This window comes from Naumannella halotolerans (assembly GCF_004364645.1).
GTDB classification, from domain to species: domain Bacteria; phylum Actinomycetota; class Actinomycetes; order Propionibacteriales; family Propionibacteriaceae; genus Naumannella; species Naumannella halotolerans.
In genome coordinates, this window is record NZ_SOAW01000002.1 from 118515 (window position 1) to 142435 (window position 23921).

17 protein-coding genes are annotated in these 23921 nt (G+C 68.5%); 10 read left to right on the plus strand and 7 right to left on the minus strand.

Annotated features, from left to right (window positions below):
* Nucleotides 1-4: 4 nt before the first annotated feature.
* Together CLV29_RS11705 and CLV29_RS11710 are read right to left on the minus strand one after the other, a co-directional pair.
* Nucleotides 5-679: a FadR/GntR family transcriptional regulator gene (locus CLV29_RS11705; protein ID WP_133755278.1), complete on the minus strand. Its 675-nt coding sequence runs from the start codon at nucleotides 677-679 to the stop codon at nucleotides 5-7.
* A gap of 48 nt (nucleotides 680-727) precedes the next feature.
* Complete coding sequence (locus CLV29_RS11710) at nucleotides 728-4408, minus strand: ATP-binding cassette domain-containing protein (protein ID WP_133755279.1); 3681 nt, start codon at nucleotides 4406-4408, stop codon at nucleotides 728-730.
* Nucleotides 4409-5065: 657 nt separating this feature from the next.
* Here CLV29_RS11710 and CLV29_RS11715 point away from each other — a divergent pair.
* Nucleotides 5066-6367 (plus strand): hemolysin family protein, encoded by a 1302-nt coding sequence (locus CLV29_RS11715; protein WP_243831908.1) that lies wholly within the window; start codon nucleotides 5066-5068, stop codon nucleotides 6365-6367.
* Between the two features lie 254 nt (nucleotides 6368-6621).
* Here CLV29_RS11715 and solA read toward each other — a convergent pair whose 3' ends face one another.
* Nucleotides 6622-7779, minus strand: coding sequence for an N-methyl-L-tryptophan oxidase (gene solA / locus CLV29_RS11720; RefSeq protein ID WP_133755280.1), 1158 nt, complete (start codon nucleotides 7777-7779; stop codon nucleotides 6622-6624).
* Complete coding sequence (locus CLV29_RS11725) at nucleotides 7776-10274, minus strand: GcvT family protein (protein ID WP_243831909.1); 2499 nt, start codon at nucleotides 10272-10274, stop codon at nucleotides 7776-7778. The genes solA and CLV29_RS11725 overlap by 4 nt, the downstream gene beginning before the upstream one ends.
* A gap of 206 nt (nucleotides 10275-10480) precedes the next feature.
* Here CLV29_RS11725 and CLV29_RS11730 point away from each other — a divergent pair, with 206 nt between their 5' ends.
* The gene (locus tag CLV29_RS11730; protein ID WP_133755281.1) at nucleotides 10481-11215 is read left to right on the plus strand and encodes a tyrosine-protein phosphatase; all 735 of its coding nucleotides are present in this window, start codon (nucleotides 10481-10483) and stop codon (nucleotides 11213-11215) included.
* A gap of 10 nt (nucleotides 11216-11225) precedes the next feature.
* Here the strand turns inward: CLV29_RS11730 and CLV29_RS11735 are convergent, their stop codons facing one another.
* Both CLV29_RS11735 and CLV29_RS11740 read right to left on the minus strand, forming a co-directional pair.
* The gene (locus CLV29_RS11735; RefSeq protein ID WP_166649251.1) at nucleotides 11226-12044 is read right to left on the minus strand and encodes an IclR family transcriptional regulator; all 819 of its coding nucleotides are present in this window, start codon (nucleotides 12042-12044) and stop codon (nucleotides 11226-11228) included.
* A gap of 74 nt (nucleotides 12045-12118) precedes the next feature.
* Nucleotides 12119-12883 carry an IclR family transcriptional regulator gene (locus CLV29_RS11740; RefSeq protein WP_133755283.1) on the minus strand — a complete coding sequence of 255 codons (765 nt, stop codon included), beginning with the start codon at nucleotides 12881-12883 and terminating at the stop codon, nucleotides 12119-12121.
* A 101-nt stretch (nucleotides 12884-12984) separates the two neighbouring features.
* On the opposite strand from CLV29_RS11740, the gene hutH reads away from it, so the two are divergent.
* The 8 genes from hutH (at nucleotide 12985) to hutI (ending at nucleotide 22757) form a co-directional block, all read left to right on the plus strand.
* Nucleotides 12985-14526 (plus strand): histidine ammonia-lyase, encoded by a 1542-nt coding sequence (gene hutH, locus CLV29_RS11745; RefSeq protein ID WP_133755284.1) that lies wholly within the window; start codon nucleotides 12985-12987, stop codon nucleotides 14524-14526.
* A 122-nt stretch (nucleotides 14527-14648) separates the two neighbouring features.
* Entirely contained in the window at nucleotides 14649-15404 is a 756-nt protein-coding gene (locus CLV29_RS11750; protein ID WP_133755285.1) for a hypothetical protein, read from the plus strand.
* A gap of 106 nt (nucleotides 15405-15510) precedes the next feature.
* Nucleotides 15511-15999, plus strand: coding sequence for an FBP domain-containing protein (locus tag CLV29_RS11755; RefSeq protein ID WP_133755286.1), 489 nt, complete (start codon nucleotides 15511-15513; stop codon nucleotides 15997-15999).
* Nucleotides 16000-16192: 193 nt separating this feature from the next.
* Entirely contained in the window at nucleotides 16193-17848 is a 1656-nt protein-coding gene (gene hutU / locus CLV29_RS11760) for a urocanate hydratase (protein WP_133755287.1), read from the plus strand.
* Between the two features lies 1 nt (nucleotide 17849).
* Nucleotides 17850-19274 (plus strand): purine-cytosine permease family protein, encoded by a 1425-nt coding sequence (locus CLV29_RS11765; RefSeq protein ID WP_133755288.1) that lies wholly within the window; start codon nucleotides 17850-17852, stop codon nucleotides 19272-19274.
* Nucleotides 19271-20455 carry an allantoate amidohydrolase gene (locus CLV29_RS11770; RefSeq protein WP_133755289.1) on the plus strand — a complete coding sequence of 395 codons (1185 nt, stop codon included), beginning with the start codon at nucleotides 19271-19273 and terminating at the stop codon, nucleotides 20453-20455. Before CLV29_RS11765 ends, CLV29_RS11770 begins: the two co-directional genes overlap by 4 nt.
* Nucleotides 20452-21621 carry a formimidoylglutamate deiminase gene (locus tag CLV29_RS11775; protein ID WP_133755290.1) on the plus strand — a complete coding sequence of 390 codons (1170 nt, stop codon included), beginning with the start codon at nucleotides 20452-20454 and terminating at the stop codon, nucleotides 21619-21621. The genes CLV29_RS11770 and CLV29_RS11775 overlap by 4 nt, the downstream gene beginning before the upstream one ends.
* On the plus strand, nucleotides 21618-22757 hold the full coding sequence (gene hutI, locus CLV29_RS11780) for an imidazolonepropionase (RefSeq protein ID WP_133755291.1): 1140 nt from the start codon (nucleotides 21618-21620) through the stop codon (nucleotides 22755-22757). The genes CLV29_RS11775 and hutI overlap by 4 nt, the downstream gene beginning before the upstream one ends.
* A 45-nt stretch (nucleotides 22758-22802) precedes the next feature.
* Here hutI and CLV29_RS11785 read toward each other — a convergent pair whose 3' ends face one another.
* The gene (locus CLV29_RS11785) at nucleotides 22803-23921 is read right to left on the minus strand and encodes an alpha/beta hydrolase (protein WP_133755292.1); all 1119 of its coding nucleotides are present in this window, start codon (nucleotides 23919-23921) and stop codon (nucleotides 22803-22805) included.

Here is a 23921-nt window from a genome sequence, read left to right on the forward strand (position 1 = left end):
CCGGTCAGGGCGCGGCTTTGCGCAACCACTGCTCGACCCCGGCGATGTGGGCCAACATCAACGCCGAGGCCAGTTCGGAGTCGTGATTGCGCAGGGCCGCCAGGATGTTGCGGTGTTCGGCGATGGTGCGCTCCCCTGCGCCGACCCGGGTGATCCCACGCCACAGCCGGGCGCGGACGGTGCTGCTGACCAGGCTCTCGATCAACCGGCTCAGGTACTCGTTGCCCGTCGACTCGACGATCGACTGGTGGAAGCGCAGGTCGTGGGCCACCAGGTCCTCGGTGCTGGCCGAGGCATCGATGCCGTCGACCAGCAGTTGCAGTTCCTCGGCCACCGGCTCGGCCATCCGGGTCGCCGCGATGCCGGCAGCACCGGGCTCCAGCATCCGGCGTACCGCGAACATCTCCAGCACGGTCCGGTCGGTGTGCAGATCGACCACGAACGACATGGCCTCCAGCAGCAATCGCGGTTCGAGACTCGTGACATAGGTACCGTCACCGCGGCGGACGTCGAGCACCCCGATCACATCGAGTGCCTTCACCGCCTCCCGCAGCGAGTTGCGGGACAGACCGAGCCGCTCGCTCAACTCCTTCTCCGGCGGGATCCGGTCACCGGGCCCCAGCTCACCGGACACGATCATGTCCCGAATCCGCACAATCGCCTCGTCCGTCACCGCCACCCTCCGATGCTAAACGGCGGAGATCGGATGTCTCGGTCCCCGGGGCGCTCAGCCGGCCAGCTGACCCCAGTCGGCGGAGAGCTCGCTCCACGGGCCGCGGGCGACCACCCGGCCGCGGTCGAGCACCACCACCAGGTCCGCCCGGGCCAGGGCGGCCCGCTTCGAGGTCGATCCGAGGACGGTCACGCCCTGGTCGACCAACCCCTCCCACAGTTCCAGCTCGGTGGCAGCGTCCAGGGCACTGGACACGTCGTCGGCGACCAGCAGTTGCGATTCCGTGGCCAGCGCACAGGCCAGGGCCAGCCGTTGCACCTGGCCACCCGACAACCGCACCCCGCGGTGCCCGACCAGGGATTCCGGCCCGCCGGCAACCCGCACATCATGGCCAAGGCGGGCGGCGCGGATCGGGCCCTCGATCGGCCGGTCGTGATCGAGGGCGATGTTGTCGGCGACGCTGCCGGACAGCACCCGTGGCACCTGTCCGACGTACCCGACCTGCACCGGACGCAGGAATTCCTCCGGGTCGGTCACCTGCTGGTCGTTCCAGGTCAGGCTGCCCCGGTGATCGACCAGACCGGCGACCGCGGCCAGCAGACTCGACTTGCCCGAGCCGACCTGCCCGACGACCAGCACCAGCTGCCCCTTGGCGATCTCCAGGTCCACCCCTTCGACACCGATGGTGCCGTCGTCATGGATCGCATCGAAGTCACGCAGCCGCAGCTTCTGCAATGCCACCGGGGTCGGCGTCGGTGCCGGGTCCGGGCTGCGTCCGCTGACCAGATCGATCTGCCGGGGCAACCGGACCAGGTCCCGTCCACCGGCGAAGGTGGCCGTCGCCTTCTGCCAGGCCCGGGTACCGGGAGCTTCGGTGATCACCCAACCCACGACCAGTCCGAAGTAGTCGAATCCGGCGACTGCGGTCGAGACCAGCAGCGCGGTCGCCAGGTCCCAGCCACCGAGGAAGTAGATCACCCAGGCGGTGACCACGCCCAGCTGCACGACCACCATCGGAACGCTGTCCAGTGCGGCCTGCACCCGGTGCTCACGTACCGCGTCCTCCACCCGACCATGATCGACTTCTCGCAGGTGGCGGCGTACCGCCGGGATCACCGCAGCCAACTTCACGGTCCGCGCCGCATCCAGCACCGAGACGAGTACGCGACCGAAACCGGCTCGGGCCGCCGCTGCCTTCGCCGCCGATCGGCCGGCCACCGGGCGACCCAAGAGCGAAGCCGTGGCGGAAATGATCATGACCGCCAGCAGGACGCCGCCGGCCAGCAGGCTGCCACCGAGGATGCTGGTGAGGACGACCACCACGAAGGCGTTGACGAAATCGACCCAACGGTCGGCATAGCGGGCGTACCGATCGGCGTCGAAGGCGCGGGCGGCGACCTCGCCGGGCGGATCGGCCGGGAGCCGATGCTGCTCGGTCTGGCCGATCAACACACTCGCCCGGACCCGCAACAAGATCTCGATCCACCATCGCGGGTAGCGGCTCATCGCGAAGAACATCGCCACCGGCGACAGCAGCAGACTGCCCACGAACGCGATGATCATCAGCGGGCTCGGTGGCTGACCCGGCAGGGACTGCACGATTTGGCCCCACAGGTAGGCGGTCACTCCACCGAAGGCACCGCTGATCGAGGCGATCAGGAACAACAGGCCGCCCAGGGCACCCCACCACGGCCGTACCTGCAGCATGCTGAGCACACCGCGGGCCAGCGAGGGACCGGGTCCGGGACGCCTCGACGGTGGTGGTGTGTCGAAGCGCCGGATGCCGCCGATCGCCGTCGTCACCGGTGTGGTCGACGCCGCTTGGTTGTTGCCGGGATGGTGGCCGTTGGACTGCGCGCCCGCGGCTTGGTCGTCGTCGGGTTGAGGGCCGTCGGGCTGGTCGTCGTCGGGTTGAGGACCGTCGGGCTGGTCGTCGTCGGTCTGGTGGCCATCTCGTTGATCGTGATCGGGCCGGTGTCCCGGTTCGTCCCCAACGCTCGCCTCGAGGTCACCGGCGGCGCGCAGCAGGTCCCGGAAGGCGCCACCGCGGCCGGTCACTTCGGCCAGCGTCCCTTCCTGGACCACCCGGCCGTCGGCCATCACCGCCACCCGGTCCGCCCGGGCGGTGGTGGACAAGCGATGCGCGATCAACACGCCGGTCCGTCCGCGCAGCAGCCGCTCCGAGGCGCGTACCACCATTGCCTCGGTACGCGGATCCATCCGGGCGGTCGCCTCGTCCAGGACGACCAGTTGCACATCGCGGACCAACAGGCGGGCGAAGGCGACGAGTTGCTCCTCACCGGCCGACAAGGTGGCACCGCCGGGGCCGAGCGCGGTCTGCAGCCCGTCCGGCAGGCCCGCCACCCACTCGCTCAGGCCCAGTTCGGCCACGGCCTCGGCGATCACTGCAAGGTCGAGTTCGGTGAAGAGCGCAATGTTCTCGGCCAGCGTGCCGGCCACGATCTCGGTGCGCTGGGTGACCACACCGACACTGCGTCGCAGTTGCTGCAGATCGGTGTCACAGACGTCGACACCGTTCAGGAACACCGAGCCCCGGGGTGGTTCATGGGCCCGGGAGACCAGGCCGGCGATGGTCGACTTGCCCGATCCGGACCGACCGACCAGGGCCAGCGTCTGCCCGGCCGGGACGACCAGGTCGATGTGCTCGAGGGAGAACTCGCCACCGTAGGAGAAGTTCAGGTCCTGCAACCGCAACTCGGGCGCATCGGTGGGTGCGGCGGCGCCCCCGCGCGGTTCCCGGGGAGCCTCGTGCAGTTGCCGGATCCGGATCAGCGCACCGATGCCGGCCTGCAGATCGGGCAACTGCCGGGCGATGTCCTCGATCGAACCGACGAACAGGGTGGTGACCAGGAACATGGTGACCAGGTCGGCGACCGACAGGTCACCGCCGACGACCATGGCCACCCCGACCATGCCCATCGCCGCCAGCAGACCGTGCAGGAGGAATCCGCTGCGGAAGGGGATGCGTACCTGGGGAGCCAGGGTCGCCCTGAGCTTGCGGTGCACCTCTGCGGCGAGTTCGGTGGTACGCCGGATCGCGTAGGCCTGCCCGAGTGAGGTACGCAGGTCGTTGCGAGCGGCGATCGACTCCTCGAAGGCGGCCGCGTGATCGGTCCAGGCCATCTCCTCGACGACCTTGCGCCGGCTGACCAGGGGCAGCAGCCGATGGACGGCCAACCAGACCGCCACCGCAGTGAGCGGGAAGGCGAACCAGGCGGGCCACCAGGTGGTGCCGGCGACGATCCACATCGGCAGCACGCCGAAGACGAGCCGGGCGGCGTTCCAGACCTGCCGCCGCATCAGGGTGCCGACGTCGTGGGTGTCGTCATCGACCCGGTCGAGGATCTCACCGACGGCCTGTTCGGTCAGCACCTCCAGCGGCTGGTCGAGGGCTGCGTCGAGCAGGTCCTCGCGGAGTTTGCCCTCGGCCCGGTCGACCACACCGACCCAGATCACCCGACCGACGGAGTCGAGAAGGACGCCGCCGACGACACAGATCGCCAGGCCGATCAGCAGTGTCATGCCCGGGTTCTCGGCCAGCCGGCCGACGATGACCGTACCGACTGTCTCACCGACTGCACCGAACATCGACAACAGCAGCGCACCGACCGCCAGGGGTCCACTCACTCGTCGCCAGTCCACCGGCGGGGTCGACGGCATGGCCGATCGATCCTGTTCGGCGTCGGTGATTCGGGGGGAGATGTGGACGGTCATCGGCATCGACGATAGGCCTTGGCGCGGACGTGGCGCCTCCGATTTACAGCTCGGTTCATGGCGGTGACGGTAGGTGCTGAACCCGAGTTGAGCTCAAGCAGCACAGCATCCGCTCACCGATGAGCATCACCTGGGCGCGATGTTTCCGGCATATGAGGTCGTCATTCGGCCATTGCTGCCGTATATGGCAGCAATGGCCGAATAGCGACCGGAAATGCCCGGATCGACTGATTCGAGTCCCCCGATCGCCATACCCCGCGACGCGCACCTGTTCAGCACCCTTGACCCGGCTCCTTCGACCCCGGCGACCACATCGAGGAGCCCTCCGAGCCACCCGCCCGGCCCCGAACGCGATCACCCTCCCGGAGTCCGACCCGTGAACCCAAGGTTGGTCCGTCGATCAATTGTCTGATCCGGTCTAATCGCAGTCTGATCGCAGTCGTGTGATCGCGCTCCCCTGATCGCAGTCGCGGTCGTGTCGCAGTCCCCTGCTCCCAACCCCCTGCTCCCAACAGCCCAGCCCTGGTCCCGATTGCCGGATCGCAGTCGTGTGATCGAGGACCGCATCGACAGGGACCGGAATTGCTAGCATTTCGCCGTGGATGATTCTCGAAGTACCGCGCCGTTCGCCCTCGTACCGAACGGAGGTGAACGGCAGTGATCGACTGGGGAACCCTGGCCGACTTCGGACTTGTCCTGCTCTTCGTCCTGATCGGCGGTGTCTTCGCCGCCACCGAGTTGGCGCTGGTGTCACTGCGCGAGAGCCAGATCCGTTCCATCGAGGACAGCCCCCGCGGTGCCAAGGTCGCCACCCTGGCCCGCGACCCGAACCGGTTCCTGGCTGCGGTGCAGATCGGCGTGACCGTCGCCGGCTTCTTCTCCGCCGCCTTCGGCGCGGCCACGATCGCGCCCGACATCTCGCCCTACTTCGTCCGCTGGGGCATTCCCGAGGCCGCCGCCGGCACCTTGGCGACGGTCATCATGACCTTGATCATCGCCTACCTGTCCTTGGTGCTGGGTGAACTCGTGCCGAAGCGGATCGCTCTGCAGCGTTCGACCGGGGTGGCGATGGCGGTCGGTCCGGCCCTGAGCCGGTTCGCGGTGCTGATGCGCCCGGCGATCTGGGTGCTGTCGGTGTCAACCAATGCGCTGGTCCGGCTGCTCGGTGGTGACCCGAATGCCCACACCGAGGAGGTGTCGGACGAGGAGCTGCGCGACATCGTCAGCAGCCATGAGGGGCTGAGCGCCGACGAACGGCAGATGCTCGACGATGTGTTCGAGGCGCGCGAGCGCAGTCTGCGGGAGGTGATGCGTCCTCGCCACGAGGTGGCATTCCTGGCCGCCGACCAGCCGCTGGAGGAGGCCGCAGCGGAGGTCGAGGAACTGCCCTACTCCCGCTATCCGATCACCGGAGAGAACTTCGACGACGTGATCGGGTTCCTGCACATCCGGGATCTGATCGGCAGGCGCGCCACGAACTCCCGGGTGGTGGGTGACGTCGCCCGGAACATCTTGTCCCTGCCGAACAGCAACCGGGTGCTGCCGACGGTCGAACTGATGCGGGAGAAGCGGGTACACATGGCCGTCGTCATCGACGAGTACGGCGGCACCGACGGCATCGTCACCCTGGAGGATCTGCTGGAGGAGATCGTCGGCGAGATCGCCGATGAGTACGACACCGAGGAGAAGGTCCACGAAGTCGGCAGCACCACCATCTCGGCCGGTCTGTCGATCGAGGACTTCGCCCAGGAGACCGGGGTGGAACTGCCCGACGGTGATTACGAGACCGTGGCCGGATACGTGATCTCCCAGCTGGGCAGGCTGGCCGAGGTCGGCGATCAGGTCGGTACGCCCAGCGGCGCGATGCTGACCGTGAACGAGGTCGACGGCCACCGGATCAGCGAGGTGACGGTCAGCACTCCGGAGCCCCCGGCAACCGAAGCCGAGCCGGCCGACTGACCCGCCGCGTCTGTTCCGCAGCAAACGCACCCAAGACGCGCTCTGAAGTGCATGTCCTGCGGAACAGACGGAGCCGCGGGACGGTGAAGGGTACGAGACACCGCGACCCCGGCCGAGTAGACCTCTGCATCCATTCCGCAGGAAACGCACCCAAGAAGCGCTCATGGGTGCGTTTCCTGCGGAACAGACGCAATCGGGAGGCGGTGAGGGACGAGGGGAGACCCAGGGGAGACCCGAGGGACTCACTGGTCCGCTCAGCCGAACCGCTGCGGGTCGAACAACGCGATGTCGTGGTCGGTCTTCCCGGTCATCGCCAGGTCGGCGAGGATCTCGCCGATCACCGGGACGAACTTGAATCCGTGACCACTGCAGCCGGTCATCATCGCCACCTGGTCGTGCTCGGGATGCAGTCCGAGGATGAAGTGCTCATCGGGGCTGGTGGTGTACATACAGGTCTTCGCCTGCACGATCGGCCCGGTCAGCCCGGGGAAGAACTGGGTCGCCCGGGCCCGCATCAACCGGGTCTCCTCCTCGTGGACGACCCGGTCGATCAGTTCCGGGGTGGTCGGCGTACCACCGCGGAAGAAGCCGAGCTTGAACCCGCCGTCGAGACCGTCGGTCATCGGGAACCCGTAGATCTGGCCGTTGCCGTGGGTCTCCTCGATGTAGATCGGATGGTTGGCCTGGTCGTAGGCCGACAGCGGAAGCGCGGCGGTCGGCGTCGGGGTGAACCAGTAGAAGACCATCCGTTCGACGGTCAGCGGCAGACCGAGATCGGCCAGCAGTCGCGGCGCCCAGGCACCGGAGGCCATCACCAACCGGTCGGCGCTGTAGGTCCCTTTGGTGGTCACCACCTCGACACCCCCGCCGGGGGTGGCCGCCCAATGGGTGACCGGTTCGGAGAAGTGCAGCTCGGCCCCCTTCCTCGCCGCCACCTCGGCATTGGCGAACATGGTCTCCTCCGGACGGGCGTACCCGGCATTGTCTTCATAGACCGCCAGGGCATCCGGTTGCGGATTCATGGTCGGGAAACGTGCGCGGATCTGCTCGGCGTCCAGCACCTCGTGCGGAAGATCATGTTCGACCGCGGCGGCCAGGCTGCCGGCATAGACCGTGCTCGCCGGGTCACCGACATAGATGCCACCGCACAGGTCGTAGACGTCGCGACCGGATTCGACCTTCAGCTTCTCCCAGCCCTCATAGGCCCGACGCAGCAACGGTACGTAGGCCGGCGACTCGAAGTAGGACTGACGGATGATCCGGCTGCCACCGTGCACCGAACCTTGATCATGTCCGGGCTGGAACTGCTCGAAGCCGGCGACCGAGAATCCTCGCTCGGCCAGTGCATTGGCCGCGGCACCACCGAAGGAGCCGAGCCCGATGACGATCACGTCATAGCTGTTGTCGCTCACCGCCGGATCCGCTCCATCCCGGGATCGAACAACGGTTCGGACCGGACCGTGGCCGGTAGTCGTTCCCCGAAGTACTCGATGCTGAACTTGCCACCGACCTCGGCCAGCTCGGCGGGCAGCCAGGCGTAGGCGATCGTCTCCCCGATGGTGTATCCCTGATCGGCGCTGGTGACATAGCCGACCGGTCCGGAGTCGGCATCGGCATAGACCGGTTCGGAACCGAGAACGATCTTGGTCGGATCGTCCAGGACGAGGCAACTGAGCTTGCTGCGTACCGGCCGTTCGGCCAAGGCCTGCATTCCGACGAAATCTCCTTTGTCGGTACGCACCGCGAAGCCCAGCCCGGCCTCCTCCGGGGTGTTCTCCCGGGTCATGTCGTGACCGAAGGAGCGATAGCCCTTCTCCAGGCGCAGCGAGTTGAACGCCCGCCTCCCGGCTGCCACCAGACCAAGATCACGACCGGCCTGCCAGATCTCGTCCCAGAGGAACAGACCATGATCAGCAGTGGTGTACAGCTCCCAGCCGAGCTCGCCGACATAGCTGACCCGCAGCGCGAGCACCGGGATGCCGGCGACCTCGATCCGCGCCGAGCGGAAGTACTTCAGGCCCGCGTGGGAGATGTCGTCCTCGGTCAACCGCTGCAGCAGGGTACGGGCATTCGGCCCCCACAGGCCGAGACCACAGGTGCCGGAGGTGATGTCGCGTACCCGGATCGGGGAATCCTTCGGCAGCCGCGACTGCAGCAGCACGGTGTCGCAGTTTCCGTTGATGCCGATCATGTAGTGCTCCTCGGCCAACCGGGTGACGGTGACATCGGAGAGGATGCCACCGGACTCGTCGAGCAGCAGGGCGTAGGTCACCGCGCCGACACTCTTGGCGATGTGATTGGTCGTCTGTGCCTGCAGGAACTCGGTCGCCCCCGGTCCCTCAACCTCCAGCCGGGCCAGCGGAGTCATGTCGTACAGGGCCACCGATTCCCGCGTCGCCCTCGCCTCCGCCGCGGCGATCGGCGACCATTCGACCGCTGCCCAGGGTTCGCGGTCGGGTGCCTGCGCGACTGCCGGCAGGTCGGCATTGGCCTCGAACCACATCGGCCGTTCCCAGCCGTTCGCCACCCCGAAATGGGCGCCGAGCTCGACCTGCCGCATGTAGAACGGTGAGCGCCGCTGTCCGCGCAGCTTCAGCGTCGGCCGGGCGGGATGGATGATGTCGTAGACCTCGTCATAGGCCTCCTCGCCGCGCTCGATCGCGAACCTCCGGGAGACCACCGCCGGATCGAACCGGGACAGGTCCAATTCGTGGGTGTCGATGCCCGGGTTGTCGTGGACGATCCAGTCGGCGACGACCTGGCCGACCCCGGCGGACTGGGTGACCCAGACGGCCTGGGCCATCCACAACCCGTCGGTGCCCGGAACCGGGCCCAACAGCGGACCGCCGTCGGGGGTGAAGGAGAAGATGCCGTTGAACCCGGAGTCGAACTCGACCTCACCGAGTTCGGGCACGATCCGCCGCGCCTCGGCCCAGGTGGGAGCGAAGTCGTCCCAGGTCAGCGGATGCACGGCCGGATGGATGCCGGTGCGCTGGTAGTCCTCGGCGCTGGCGATCTGCTCGGGCCGGACGCCGATCGGGCGGTGGTGGTAGGCGCCGATACCGATCCGGTCGACGTACTCGCGCAGATAGAGCGAGAAGTCCTGGTGGCGCAGCATCGGATAGCGCAACTCATCGGTCGCGATGTTCTGTCCGGCCAGTGACGGCACCGCTTTGGAGTAGCCGAAGCAGTGTTCGATCGGCAGCATCGGGATCTCGAAGCCGAGCATCTCCCGGGCCATCCCCGGACCCCACAACCCGGCGCAGGAGACGACGATGTCGGCGGCGACGAACTCGGCGGGCTGCTCGCTGCCGACCGCTTGCACCCGCACCCCGGTGACCTTGCCGGCCTCGGATTCGACCGCCACGACCTTGGTCAGCGGTACGAGCCGCACCCCGCGGGACTGCGCCCGTTCGGCCTGCCAGCGCACCGTCGGTACGGACTTCACCACCGCGTCGGTCGGGGTGTGGAAGGCCCCGAGGATGGTGTCGGGGTCCAGCCCGGGCCACAGCTTGGCGGCCTCCTCGGCCGAGATCAGTTCCGAGGGCACCCCCCAGGCCGAGGCCAGCCCGTGCCGGCGCTTGAGATCGTGCAAACGCGCCTCGGTGGTGGCGATCTCCAGGCCACCGACCCGCTTGGACAGCCACTGCCCGTCGACGGACTGCCCGTCGAGCTTGTTCAGGGTCCGCTGTGCCAGTTCCGACATCACCCGGCTCGGGTTCGTCTGGAAGACGAACCCCGGTGCGTGCGAGGAGGAGCCTCCGGTCTCCCAGAGCGGGCCGGAGTCAAAGACCGTCACCTCGGTCATTCCCCGGGCGGTGAGTTCGTCGGCCAGCGCGGCACCGACGACGCCGAGCCCGATCAGGACGATTTTCGGCTGGTGGTCGAGAGCGGAGAGGTTCGTCACGAAAGCATCCCTGAGCCATGTTGCGTCATGTGCAACGCTGTTGCGTTCTGTGCCAGTTTAGGACCGGTCCAGCGGCGGCGTCCACGGTTTGCGGCCCTGCAGGAAACGTTTTACACAGCCGAAACCGGCCGCTGCTGGGCCGCCTCCACCGGGCCTGCGGCAGAATCGCCACGGCGTCCCCGCCACCACCAGCCACGAGGAGCCCGATGACGACGATCGACGGTACGGTCAACTTCCGCGACATTGGCGGCCTGCCGCGCCGCGACGGCGGTCGTACCCCCGGCGGCGTGCTGTTCCGCTCCGACACCCTGGCCACCGTCACCGACACCGGGCTGTCGCAGTTCGCTGCCACCGGCATCGCGACGGTGATCGACCTGCGAACCCCTGCCGAGCGCGACAGCGCACCGGATCGGCTGCCGCCGGTACCCGAGCCACGAGTGGTCGATCTCCCACTGTTGGAGGGAGCGGTGGCACAGATGATCAGCATGCCATCGGAGGAGTTGCAAATTCCGACCCTGGGCGAGCTCTACATCGACCTGCTCGGTCATGCCGGTCCGGTCTTCGCCGAGGTCGCCACGATCGTCGGTGAGAGCGGGGACGGCGTGCTGGTGCACTGTTCGGCGGGGAAGGACCGTACCGGCGTGGCGATCGCAGTGCTGCTCGATGCCGTCGGGGTGGATCGCGCTGCGGTGGTCGCCGACTACGCCGCCAGCACCGAGCGACTGGCCGGCCCGTGGGCGGAGCAGGTCATCGAGTTGATCAAGGCCTTCGGCATCGACCCCACACCCGAGCTGATCACCCTGGCCACCACCAGCCCGCCGGAGGCCATCAAGACGGCACTCTCCTGGCTCGACGAGCAGGGCGGTACGCGGGCCTACCTGCTCGACCACGGCGCCACCGCCGAGCAACTCGACCGGCTCGGCGCCCGACTCCGGGCCTGAGCCCGTACCCTCAGACGTCGCGGGCCACGGCTGCGGCACCACCGAGCCGGGCACTGAGCACTCCGGCGTGACGCTGCAGGACCTCGACCACCCCGGGCACCTCGTCCTGGCCCAGCCGGAAGCTGGGTGCGGTGACGCTGAGGGCGGCGACCACGGTGCCGTCGCGCCCGATCACCGGGACCGCGACCGCATTCGCCTCCTCCTCCCACTCACCGATCGCCGCCGCCCAACCGAGTCGGCGGATGTTGTCCAACTCCTGGGCCAGCTCGGCCGGATCGGTGATCGTGGCATCGGTGCACTGTTCGAGCGCTCTGCCGGTAATCGCCCGGAACAACTCACCGGGGGCGTGGGCGAGCAGCATCTTCCCGGTGGAGGTGGCATGCAACGGGGTGCGTTGGCCGACGTACTGCCGACTGACGGCGATGAAGCGGGTGCTCGTGGCCTGGGTGACGTTGACCGCCCACTCGCCCTCCAACAAGGCGACGTTCGAGGTCTCGTCGATCTCCTCCACCAGCGCGTCACAGACCGACTGCGCATCCCGCACGATGTCGCGGCGGGCACGTACCGCACTGGCCAGCCGCAGCACCCCCAGACCGAGTTGGTACTCGCCGCGGCGCTCCTCCTGTTCGACGAAATTCCGCGACTCGAGGGTCGCCAGCAACCGGAACGCGGTGGATCGGTGGACCCCCAGTTCGCGGGAGATCTCGCTCACCCCCAGCGAATCCGAGGAGGCCAGCAGGTCGAGGATCTGCAGGGCACGGTCGACCGACTGCACCGGCCCGTTGGCCGACTCCTCGCGGTCGCTCGACGCGCGTCCCCTGGTTGCCATGTCGCCCATGATCACATGTCCACGGCCGGTGGCGTCGGCACCCCTGCCCGCCCCGGTCCAAACCGCCTTCCGGTTCAGCTCCGCAGCCGTTCGGCCAGACCGCCGGCGGCCTGCACCACCTGCTCGCCCAGCCACCTCACGCGGTCGGGGTCGTCGCCCTCACCGCGTTCGTCGAAGGTCAGCGCCACGGCACCGGCCGGATGCCCCGAGTGATCGATCACCGCTGCCGCGACCGAGGCCAGCCCGGGGGTGACCGAGCCGCGCTCGCGGGCGTACCCGTCACGTCGGGTCTCCACCAGCAACTGTTTCAACTGCGCCGGGGTACGCGGACCCGCATCATGCCGCAGGACGAAGGCCTCGGCATTCGGGTACAACGCACGTACCTGTCGGGTGCTCAGCGCGGCCAGCATCGCCAACCCGCTGGCGGTCAGCTGCGCCGGCAGCCGTACCCCGACATCGGTCACCAACGGCGGGCGGCGCGGGGCGCGTTCCTCGATCAGGTACACCACATCGGCGCCGTGCAATGCGGCGAAGTGGCCGTTCACCCCGGTGGCATCGACCAACCGGTTCAGCACCGGCCGGGCGATCCGCTGCAGCGGTGCCTGCCGGGCGTAGGCCGAGCCGAGCTCGTGGGCGGCGACGCCGAGGCCATAACGACGCTCCTCGGCCAAGTGCACCACATAACCGTGCTCGATCAACACCTTCAACAGGTGGTACGTACTCGAGCGCGGCATCCCCAGCTCGACGGCCAGGCGGGCTGCCGGTTGGGGTTCGGCGCGCCGGGCGAGCAGCGTCAGCAAGGTCAGCGCCTGCGCGGCCGCCGGCGCTCGCTGTTCCATGGGCCGCATTGTTTCCCAGATGATCTGGTTTGTCCCGTATACGAGACACAACCGGCTCGACCGGGCCCGCGCGACGGTGGCGCAACCGGTGCAATGGGTGCATGAACACAGTCACGGTGAGCACCGGCCCGCTGTCGCCGGAGGAGGTCGTGGCGGTTGCCCGCGACAACGCCCTGGTGGAGATCTCCGCCGAGGCCCTGGCCGCGGTCGAGCAGACCCGCTCGGTGATCGAGTCTTTGGCCTCGGACCCGATTCCGCATTACGGCATCTCGACCGGCTTCGGCGCTCTGGCCACCCGGCACATCCCGCCGGCCTCGCGTACCCAGTTGCAACGATCGCTGATCCGCTCCCATGCCGCCGGCACCGGCCCGGAAGTGGAGACCGAGGTGGTCCGGGCGCTGATGCTGCTGCGCCTGTCGACCCTGGCCACCGGGCGCACCGGGGTCCGACCGCAGACTGTGGCCGCCTATGCGAATCTGCTGAATGCCGAGATCACCCCGATCGTCCGCGAATACGGGTCGTTGGGTTGCTCCGGTGATCTTGCTCCGCTGGCCCACTGTGCATTGGCGATCATGGGCGAGGGGCAGGTACGCAATGCCGCCGGTGAGCTGGTCGATGCCGCCGAAGCCCTGGCTGCGGCGGGTCTGCAACCGGTCGAGCTGGCCGAGAAGGAAGGCCTGGCACTGATCAATGGCACCGACGGCATGCTCGGCATGTTGCTGTTGGCGATCACCGATCTGCGACGGTTGTTGATCACCGCCGACATCACCGCGGCCATGAGCGTCGAGGGTCTGCTGGGCAGCGATTCGGTCTTCGCCGACGACCTGCAACGGCTCCGGCCACAGATCGGGCAGGCCGTCTCGGCGACGAACCTGCGGGCGTTGTTGGCCGGCTCCGAGATCCGGGAGTCCCACCGGGACCCGGCAGCCGATACCCGGGTCCAGGATGCGTACTCGCTGCGCTGCTCACCGCAGGTCGCCGGAGCGGTCCGCGACACCGCCGATCATGCCCTGGCCGTCGCCGGACGCGAGCTCGCCTCGGCGGTCGACAATCCGGTGGTGACCACCGACGGCCGGGTGGAGTCGAACGGCAACTTCCACGGTGCGCCGGTCGCCTACGTCCTGGACTTCCTGGCGATCGCCGTCGCCGACCTCGCCTCGATCAGCGAGCGACGCACCGACCGCTTCCTGGATGCCGCACGCAGTCACGGTCTGCCGCCGTTCCTGGCCGACGACCCCGGGGTGGACTCCGGGCACATGATCGCCCAGTACGCCCAGGCCGGGATCGTCTCGGAGCTGAAGCGGCTGGCGACGCCGGCCTCGGTCGACTCGATCCCGAGCAGCGCCATGCAGGAGGACCACGTCTCCATGGGCTGGGCTGCTGCGGGCAAGCTGCGGCGGGCGATCGACGGTCTCACCCGGGTACTGGCGATCGAACTGCTGACCGCTGCCCGCGGCATCGACCTGCGCGCGCCGCTGCAGCCCTCACCGGCCACCGGTGCGGTGATCGAGGCACTGCGCGAACGGGTCGCCGGCCCGGGCCCGGACCGCTACCTGTCCCCGGAGATCGAGGCGGCCGTGGAGTTCGTCGCCACCGGCGCAGCGGTACGCGCGGCGGAATCGGTCACCGGGCCGCTGGGCTGAGCGAGACAGACCGGTGGTGCCGCCCGACACGAGCACGCAGCGGGGCGGGTGCACCGCGACAGGTTCGGGATCTCCGGGTGCGGCTACGGCAGATCGCCGGCGGTTCGTTCTAGAGTCGTTGCATGCAACGGGATCCCGCTGACCGGTCTCGGGTGCCCGCGCGACTGCAGGGCGTCCTCGACCGGCTCCCCGCCTGGCTGCCGGTACGGATCGTGGTGCTCTGGCTGATCACGGTGCTGGCGGCGGCCGTCCTGCTGATCATCGACGCGATCGTCCGGCAGCACAGCTCCGACACTGTTTCGGTCTGGCGGCTGGACCGGGACAGTTCGGTCGCCGATCTGCTGGTGAATCTCTGCCTGGTCGCGGTCGCGGTGCTGCTGGTCCTGCGCGCCCGGGCGCTGAGTGACTCCGTGGTGCTGGTGGTCTTCGCAGTGATCACGGTGTTGATGGCAGTCGACGACCTGTGGAATCTGCACCTCCGGTTCGGCGCGGTGATCGCCCACCAGCTCGGGCTCACCGGTGCCCTCGGGGTGGACGGCGCCGGTTGGGGTGCGATCTCGGTCTGGTTGTGGGCACTCGCCGCGGCGATCGTGGCGGTCGGCAGCGCCTATCGCCGCAGTGCGACCGGCCCCCGCCGGCTCGCCCGGGGCCTGATTCTCGGCACGGCGCTGCTCAGTCTCAGCAGCGTCGGCAGCACCCCGCTGGCTGCACTGGTGGACGCTCCGACGAACCCCGCCGCGACCTGGCTGCTGGCCGCACTCGGCACCCTGCTCGGCCTGGTCTCCTGCGCGCTGCTGCTGACCGTGTGCCTGACCGAGGTCGACGACGAGGAGTATCTGACCTTCGATCGACGCTCGACGGTGACCGGATCGGCCTAACCTTGCTGCCGGGAGCAGAGATTTCGGATGCATCAGCGCCGATCATCGGCGTAGCGTGGCAGGTCGCAGTGGCGGCCCGCGCTGCGAACGGTGACCGGACGGAACCATGGACCAGCCAGAGCTCGACAAGTTGACTTGGGTGAACTCCTCGAAGACCCAGGCGAAGCGGATCCAGCTACCCGATCGCGATCGGGTCGACTGGGACTCACTCGACTACTGGGGGTGGCGGGATCCGAAGGCGCCGCAGCGGGGATACCTGATCGTTCCCGCCGACGACGGCTGGATCGGGATCGCACTCACCACCACCAGCGGCGGCGGCAAGAAGCCGCGGGCCGGTATGTGCTCGCTGTGCCTGACCCCACACCCGATGTCGAGCATCGGGCTGTTCGCCGCGCCTCGCGCCGGCGCCGCGGGCCGCAACGGCAACACCGTCGGTCGCTACATCTGCGCCGACCTGCAGTGTTCGCTCTACATCCGGGGCATCCTCAAACCCGAAGGTATGTCGGCGCTGAAGGAAACCCTCAGCCCGCAGGAGAAGGCCGCCCGGCTGGAGCTCAACCTGCATGACTTCGTGCACCAGGTGATCGACGGCTGAGCATCCTCGCTGAGCGAGATCCGCCACTCGATCGCCGAACAGCCACGATTCGGGCCGAAATCGCGATCGAGTGTCCGATTTCGCTCACATCTCCGGTGAGTCTCGTATTTGAGACAACTCGAACGGATTTCTCACCCATCGGCCCCGGCACGCGCTGTCCAATGGAGTCATCCGATCCGAAAGGTGGCATCCCATGGAAGGCGCCCGCCCCGTCCGCGCGAATCGCGGCACGTCCCTCACTGCCCGCAGCTGGACCACCGAGGCTCCCCTGCGGATGCTGCAGAACAACCTCGACCCCGAGAACGCCGAACGCCCCGACGACCTGGTCGTCTACGGCGGTACGGGCCGCGCCGCGCGGGACTGGAAGTCCTACGACGCGATGATCCGCACCCTGACCAACCTGGCGCAGGACGAGACCATGTTGGTGCAGTCGGGTCGCCCGGTCGGTGTCATGCGCACCCATGAGTGGGCACCGCGGGTACTGATCGCCAACTCCAACCTGGTCGGGGACTGGGCGAACTGGCCGGAGTTCCGACGGCTGGAGCACCTGGGCCTGACCATGTACGGCCAGATGACCGCCGGTTCCTGGATCTACATCGGCACCCAGGGCATCGTCCAGGGCACCTACGAGACCTTCGCCGCGGTCGCCGAGAAGCGGTTCGGCGGCACCCTGGCCGGAACCCTGACCCTGACCGGCGGTTGCGGCGGTATGGGTGGTGCGCAGCCGCTGGCGGTGACCCTGAACGACGGCGTCTGCCTGATCGTCGACGTCGACCGCAGCCGCCTCGACCGTCGGGTGGAGCACCGCTACCTCGACGAGGTGGCCGACGATCTGGACTCGGCGATCGAGAAGGCGCTGGCGGCGAAGGCGGCCAAGCGTGGCTGGTCGGTCGGCGTGGTCGGCAATGCCGCCGAGGTCTTCCCCGAACTGCTGCGGCGCGGGGTGGAGATCGACATCGTCACCGACCAGACCTCGGCGCACGACCCGCTGTCATACCTGCCCGAGGGCATCGACGTCGACGACTGGCACGACTACGCCGAGAAGAAGCCCGAGGAGTTCACCGACCGGGCCCGCGAATCGATGGCCAAGCAGGTCGAGGCGATGGTCGGGTTCGCCGATGCCGGCGCCGAGGTCTTCGACTACGGCAACTCGATCCGCGACGAGGCCCGGCTGGGCGGGTACAAGCGTGCCTTCGACTTCCCCGGATTCGTCCCGGCCTACATCCGGCCGCTGTTCTGCGAGGGCAAGGGCCCGTTCCGCTGGGCCGCGCTCTCGGGTGACCCGAAGGACATCGCCGCCACCGACAAGGCCGTGCTGGACCTGTTCCCCGACAACGACCGCTTGCACAAGTGGATCCGCGGCGCGCAGGAGCGGATCTCCTTCCAGGGCCTGCCGGCGCGTATCTGCTGGCTCGGGTACGGCGAACGGGACAAGGCCGGTCTGAAATTCAACGAGCTCGTCGCCGACGGCACCATCTCCGCGCCGATCGTGATCGGCCGCGATCACCTCGACGCCGGATCGGTCGCCAGCCCGTACCGGGAGACCGAGTCGATGGCCGACGGGTCGGATGCGATCGCCGACTGGCCGCTGCTGAACGCCTTGATCAACACCGCCTCCGGCGCCACCTGGGTCTCCATCCACCACGGCGGCGGGGTCGGCATCGGCCGTTCGATCCATGCCGGTCAGGTCTCGGTGGCCGATGGCACCGAGCTGGCCGCGGAGAAACTGGCCCGGGTACTGACCAACGATCCGGGAATGGGTGTCATCCGCCACGTCGATGCCGGGTACGAGATCGCCCGCGAGGTCGCCGCCGAGCGCGGTGTGCGGATCCCGATGCAGGAGGTCTGAGATGGCGACAGTCGCACGTACTCGCGGGATCGAGCGCCGCAGCATCGATGTCATTCCCGACAGTGAGCGGCACGGACACCCGTTCAGCCAGTTCACGTTGTGGTGTGGCGCGAATCTGCAGATCACCGCGATCGTCGACGGTGCCCTGGCGGTGGTCTTCGGCGCCGACCCGATCTGGGCGATCATCGGGCTGCTGATCGGCAACCTCTTCGGTGGTGCCGTGATGGCCCTGCACTCGGCCCAGGGGCCGAGGTTGGGGCTGCCGCAGATGATCAGTTCCCGCGCCCAGTTCGGGGTGATCGGTGCGATCCTGCCGCTGATCCTGGTGGTGATCATGTACTTGGGCTTCGCCGCCACCGGTACGGTGCTGACCGGTCAGGCGATCAACCTGATCATCGGTGTGGACCTGCCCTGGGTCGGGATCGTGATCTTCGGCCTGCTGACCGCGATCACCGCCATCGTCGGCTACCGCTGGATCCACCGCCTGGGCCGGATCGCCTCGGTCCTGGGAATCATCGGCCTCGGCTGGCTGGCGATCCAGCTGTTCACCACCTTCGATGTGGCCGCCCATGTCGGGGTGAAGGGTTTCGACATCGTCAGCTTCGGCCTGGCGGTGGCCCTGGGTGCCGGTTGGCAGCTCACCTTCGGCCCCTACGTCGCCGACTACTCGCGCTATCTGCCGCGCAGCACCTCGACCAAGGCCACCTTCTGGTTCACTTACGGCGGCTCGGTGATCGGGTCGATGATCTCCATGACCATCGGTGCGCTGATCGCCGCCGTACCCTCGGCCGAGGGCGGGACCGCCTTCACCAAGAACCAGGTCGGGTTCGTCGGCGAGATCGCCGGGGGTGGCCTGCTCGCCCTGGCGCTGTACCTGGTGATCGTGGTGGGCAAGCTGACGGTGAACACGTTGAATGCCTACGGCGGGGCGATGACCATGCTCACCACCGTCTCGGCCCTGCGGAAGGAGGCACGGATCTCCACCGTGGCGCGAGCCGCCTACATCGCCGCCTTCATCGCGGTCTCGGTGATCATCGCGATCGGCGCCAGCTCCGACTTCATCAACCTGTTCAAGAACTTCATCCTGGTGCTGTTGCTGGTGTTCACCCCGTGGAGTGCGATCAACCTGATCGACTACTACTGGGTCTCCCGCGAGCGGGTGGACATCCCGGCGCTGTACGACGCCGACGGCCGGTACGGGGCCTTCAACTGGCCGGTGCTCGGCTGCTACCTGTTCGGCATCCTGGTGCAGATCCCGTTCGTCGCCCAGACCCTCTACACCGGTCCGCTGGCCGAGCTGATGGGCGGTGTCGACGTCTCCTGGATCATCGGCCTCGTGCTCACCGCCGCGGTCTACCTGCCGATCGCCCGGGCGCAGAATCGGGCACCGGCGCAGATGATCTACCCCGCCGAGGTCAACGAATGACTACGTCCTTCGAGCAGATGTGGTCCGAGCTGACCCCGATCGGACGGGCCGGTAGCGGAGGCTACCGGCGCTATGCCTGGACCCGGGAGGACCACATCCTGCGGGAATGGTTCGCCGGTGAGGCCGCCCGGCGGGGGCTGGACCTGGTCGAGGACCGAGCCGGCAACCAATGGGCCTGGTGGGGCGATCAGACCGCGGGCAACGCCCTGGCGATCGGCTCGCACCTGGATTCGGTACCCGATGGTGGCGCCTTCGACGGACCGCTGGGGGTGGTCAGCTCGCTGGCGGTGATCGATCGGTTGCAGGCAGCCGGGGTACGCCCGTCGCGGCCGGTGGTGGTGATCAACTTCGTCGACGAGGAGGGTGCCCGGTTCGGTATCGCCTGCGCCGGGTCGCGGATCATCACCGGACAACTCGATGCCGACAAGGCCCGTTCGCTGACCGACGCCGACGGCATCAGCATGGCCGAGGCCTGGCGCGGCGCCGGACGGGATCCGGAGGACCTCGGCACCGATCCGGAGCTGCTGGGCCTGTTGGGCCAGTTCGTGGAGTTGCACGTGGAACAGGGCAGGGCCCTGGTCGACACCGATGACCCGATCGGCATCGGCTCCGACATCTGGCCGCACGGACGCTGGCGCCTCGACTTCGCCGGGGTGGCCAACCATGCCGGTACGACTGCCCTGGCCGATCGCCACGACGCGATGCTCGGGTACGCCCGGACGGTGCTCGATGCGCGCCGGTTGGCCGCCGATCACGGTGTGGTCGCCACCATGGGCAAGGTCCGGGTCGAACCCAACGGGGTGAATGCGATCCCCTCGGCGGTGACCGGCTGGCTCGACGTCCGTGGCGCCGACGAGGCCGCGGTGACCGCCTGTGTCGAAGCGATCGCCGCCGCGGCAGCCGACTGCGATGCCACCATCTCGCGAGAGTCCTGGACCGCCACCACCGGTTTCGACCCCGCACTGACCCAGCAGTTGTCGGAGCTGCTGACAGCCCCGGTGCTGGGCACCGGAGCCGGCCATGATGCCGGGGTGCTGGCCACCCACGGCGTACCGACCTCGATGATCTTCGTCCGCAACCCGACCGGGGTCTCCCACTCCCCGGCCGAGTACGCCGAACTCGACGATTGCCTGGCCGGGGTCGACGCCCTGCAGACCGTGGTGGAGGAACTGACCCGATGATCACCCTTCCCGGGTTTGCCAATGCCCATTCCCATGCGTTCCACCGGGCACTGCGCGGCCGTACCCATGCCGACGGCGGTACGTTCTGGACCTGGCGGACGCTGATGTACGCGGTCGCGGACCGGCTCGACCCCGACCGCTACTTCGCCCTCGCCCGGGCGACCTATGCCGAGATGGCCTTGGCCGGGTGGACCGGGGTCGCCGAGTTCCACTACGTGCACCACCGGCCCGGTGGCCGCCCGTACACGAACCCGAATGCGATGGGTGAGGCGCTGGCCGCGGCGGCGGCCGAGGCCGGGATCAGGCTGACCCTGCTGGATGTCTGCTACCTCTCCGGTGGTCTGGACGCCGACGGGCACCGGCCGTTGGATGATCATCAACTCCGCTTCTCCGACGGCGATGTCGAGGCCTGGCTGTCCCGGGCCACCTCCCGGCCGGACTGGGGGGAGCATGTCCGTCTGGGCTATGCCATCCATTCGGTACGCGCCGTACCTCGACCGGCGCTAGGGGTGATCGCGCAGGCACTGGCCGGCACCGAGGCACCGATCCACGTGCACCTGTCCGAGCAACCGGCGGAGAACGATGCCTGTCTTGCCCACTACGGGCTGACGCCGACCGGGCTGTTGGCCGAGGCGGGATTGGTTGACCGCCGGTTGAGTGCGGTGCACGCCACCCACCTGAGCGCCGACGACATCGCCGTCCTGGGCGCCGCCGGGGCGACCGCGGTCTTCTGCCCGACCACCGAACGGGACCTGGCCGACGGGGTCGGGCCCGGCCGGGCGCTGGCCGACGCCGGGGTACGGCTGGCGCTGGGCACCGACCAGCATGCGGTGATCGATCCCTTCGAGGAGATGCGGGGTCTGGAGCTGGATGAGCGACTGGTCACCGGTCAGCGCGGCCGGTTCGCCCCCGCCGAGTTGTTGCAGGCCGCGGTCGCCGACGGCTGGCACTCGCTCGGTTGGCAGGCTCCCCCCGAGGACCGGGTACTGGTCGCGTCCTCGACCCCGCGTACTGCCGGAGCGGATCCGTCGCAGATCATGTTCGCGGCCACCGCCGCCGATGTGGTCGAGGTGGTGTGCAACGGTGGGACCGTCGTCGCCGACGGCGAGCATCGGCTGGGAGACGTCGGCGCCCTGTTGGACCAAGCGATCGGAGACCTGCAATGAGCAGCACCCTGATCACCGGTATCACCGAGTTGATCACCAATGACCCCGACACCGAGGTGCCGCCGGACCCGGCGCTGATCGTCACCGACGGCCGGGTCAGCTGGATCGGATCGGCTGATCGGGCACCGGCGGCCGACACCGCACTGCCGGCCGAGGGGACGGTGCTGCCGGCGTTCGTCGACTCCCATTCCCATCTGGTCTTCGACGGTGACCGATCCGTGGAGTTCACCGCCCGGATGATCGGCGCGCGTTATGACGGTGGCGGGATCGCGACCACCGTGGAGGCGACCCGGGCAGCAACGGATGAGCGATTGCGGGCACTGGTCGAGGCGCGGGTGGCAGAGATGCGCCGCCAGGGCACCGGCGTGGTGGAGATCAAGTCCGGTTACGGACTGAACACCCCCGATGAGTTGCGCTCGCTGCGGATCGCTGCCGAGTTCACCTCCGAGGTCACCTTCCTCGGGGCCCATGTGGTGCCGGTGGAGTACCGCAGCGACCGGGCAGGGTATGTCGACTTCGTGATCGGTGAGATGCTGCAGCGGGCCGCCGAGTACGCCCGCTGGATCGATGTCTTCTGTGAGCCGAACAGCCCCCATGCCTTCACCGGTGAGGAATCCCGGGAGATCCTACTCGCCGGGCGGGCCGCCGGCCTGGAACTGCGGGTGCATGGCAACCAGTTGGGGCACGGCCCCGGAGCGCAATTGGCCGTCGAGCTGGATGCGGCGAGTGTCGATCACTGCACCTACCTCAGCGACGCCGATATCGACGCGCTGGTCGGTTCGGCGACCGTCGCCACCGTGCTGCCCGGAGTGGAGTTCTCCACCCATTCGCCCTATCCCGATGCGCGGAAGTTGATCGACTCCGGGGTGACGGTGGCGATCGCCTCGGACTGCAACCCCGGCACCTGCTACTCGACCTCGATCCCGTTCATGATCAGTTTGGCGGTACGCGAGATGGGGATGACCCCGACCGAGGCGGTCTGGGCCGCCACCCGCGGTAGCGCGCTGTCCCTGCGCCGCGACGATCTCGGGGTGATCAAGGTCGGCTCCCCGGCGGAGCTGACGGTCCTGGACGCACCGAACCATCTGCACCTGGCGTACCGTCCGGGAGTGCCGTTGGCGCGGCGGCTGCTCTGAGCCGCGTCGCTCGCAGGCTGCTGGGCCGACCCCGCTCGTCCGGGTTCAGCCCTGCGTCGTCCCGGTGATCGTCTGCAACCAGTTGTCGATGTCGGTGTACATCCGCCGGGATTCACCGGGGGTGATCAAGGTGTGCCCGCGGACGTACTCGTGGCAATCGATGCGGACCCCGGACCCGGCGAGCAGCGCGGCATAGAGTTCCCCGCCGACCACGGTCTCGTCGTACTCACCGACCGCGATCATGGTCGGCGGCAGGGCGCGAGCGAAACCAGGCTCGATCAGGACCGGATTGGCCAGCGGGGAGACCCCGACAAGTTCCCGCACGAGCTCGGGTTCGGGCAGGCCGAAGACGGCCTGCAACTGGGCCCAGCGGGCAGCCCGGGCCTCCTCGCTCCGGCGATGCTCCGGGCCCAGGGTCGCCAGATCGAGTGAGGGGACGATCAGCAGCTGCCCGTCGATCGGTCGCTGATGATCATGGGCCGCGAGCAAGGCGGCGACCGCGACCGTGTGCGCTCCGGAGGAGGTCCCGGCGAGCACCACCGGGCCATCGTGGCGCTGCCGTACCCAGTCGATCGCGGCCAGCACATCGAACACTGGCAAGGGGTAGGGATGCTCCGGCACCAGCCGCACGTCGAGGTCGAGCACCCGCCATCCGGTGAACTCGGCCAGGCTGATCGCCTGGGGTACGCCGAGCGTCGCCCGGACCGCACCGTCACCGGTCCACCAAGCCCCACCGTGGACGTTGATCAACGTCCCCCGGGGCTCATCGGGTGTGCATTCGGCGAGTGAGATCCGGTCACGGACGAAGGCCGGCAGCGGTACCTCCGGATCGATCGGCGCGATCACCGCACCGGCCAGCCCGTCGGTCGGCCACTGTGCGTCCACCGGCACCTGCAGACTGTGCCAGGACTGGTTCACCCGGTGACGATCCGCCGGCAGCGGTTCACCGCCATGATCACCGGGGAGCGCGCTCAGCAACGGTGCGAGACGCTGACGTACCTCGACACCGGTGGCATTGGCCCGGACCCGATCAGCCCGTACCCGTTCCCACCACTCCGCACGCCGAGCGGGCGACCGCGGTGCCACCAGTTCCGGTTGCGGCACCGGCAGCTGCACCTGTTGAGCGATGCCGACGGCCTCGGCGAACGCCTCCTCGGCATTCAC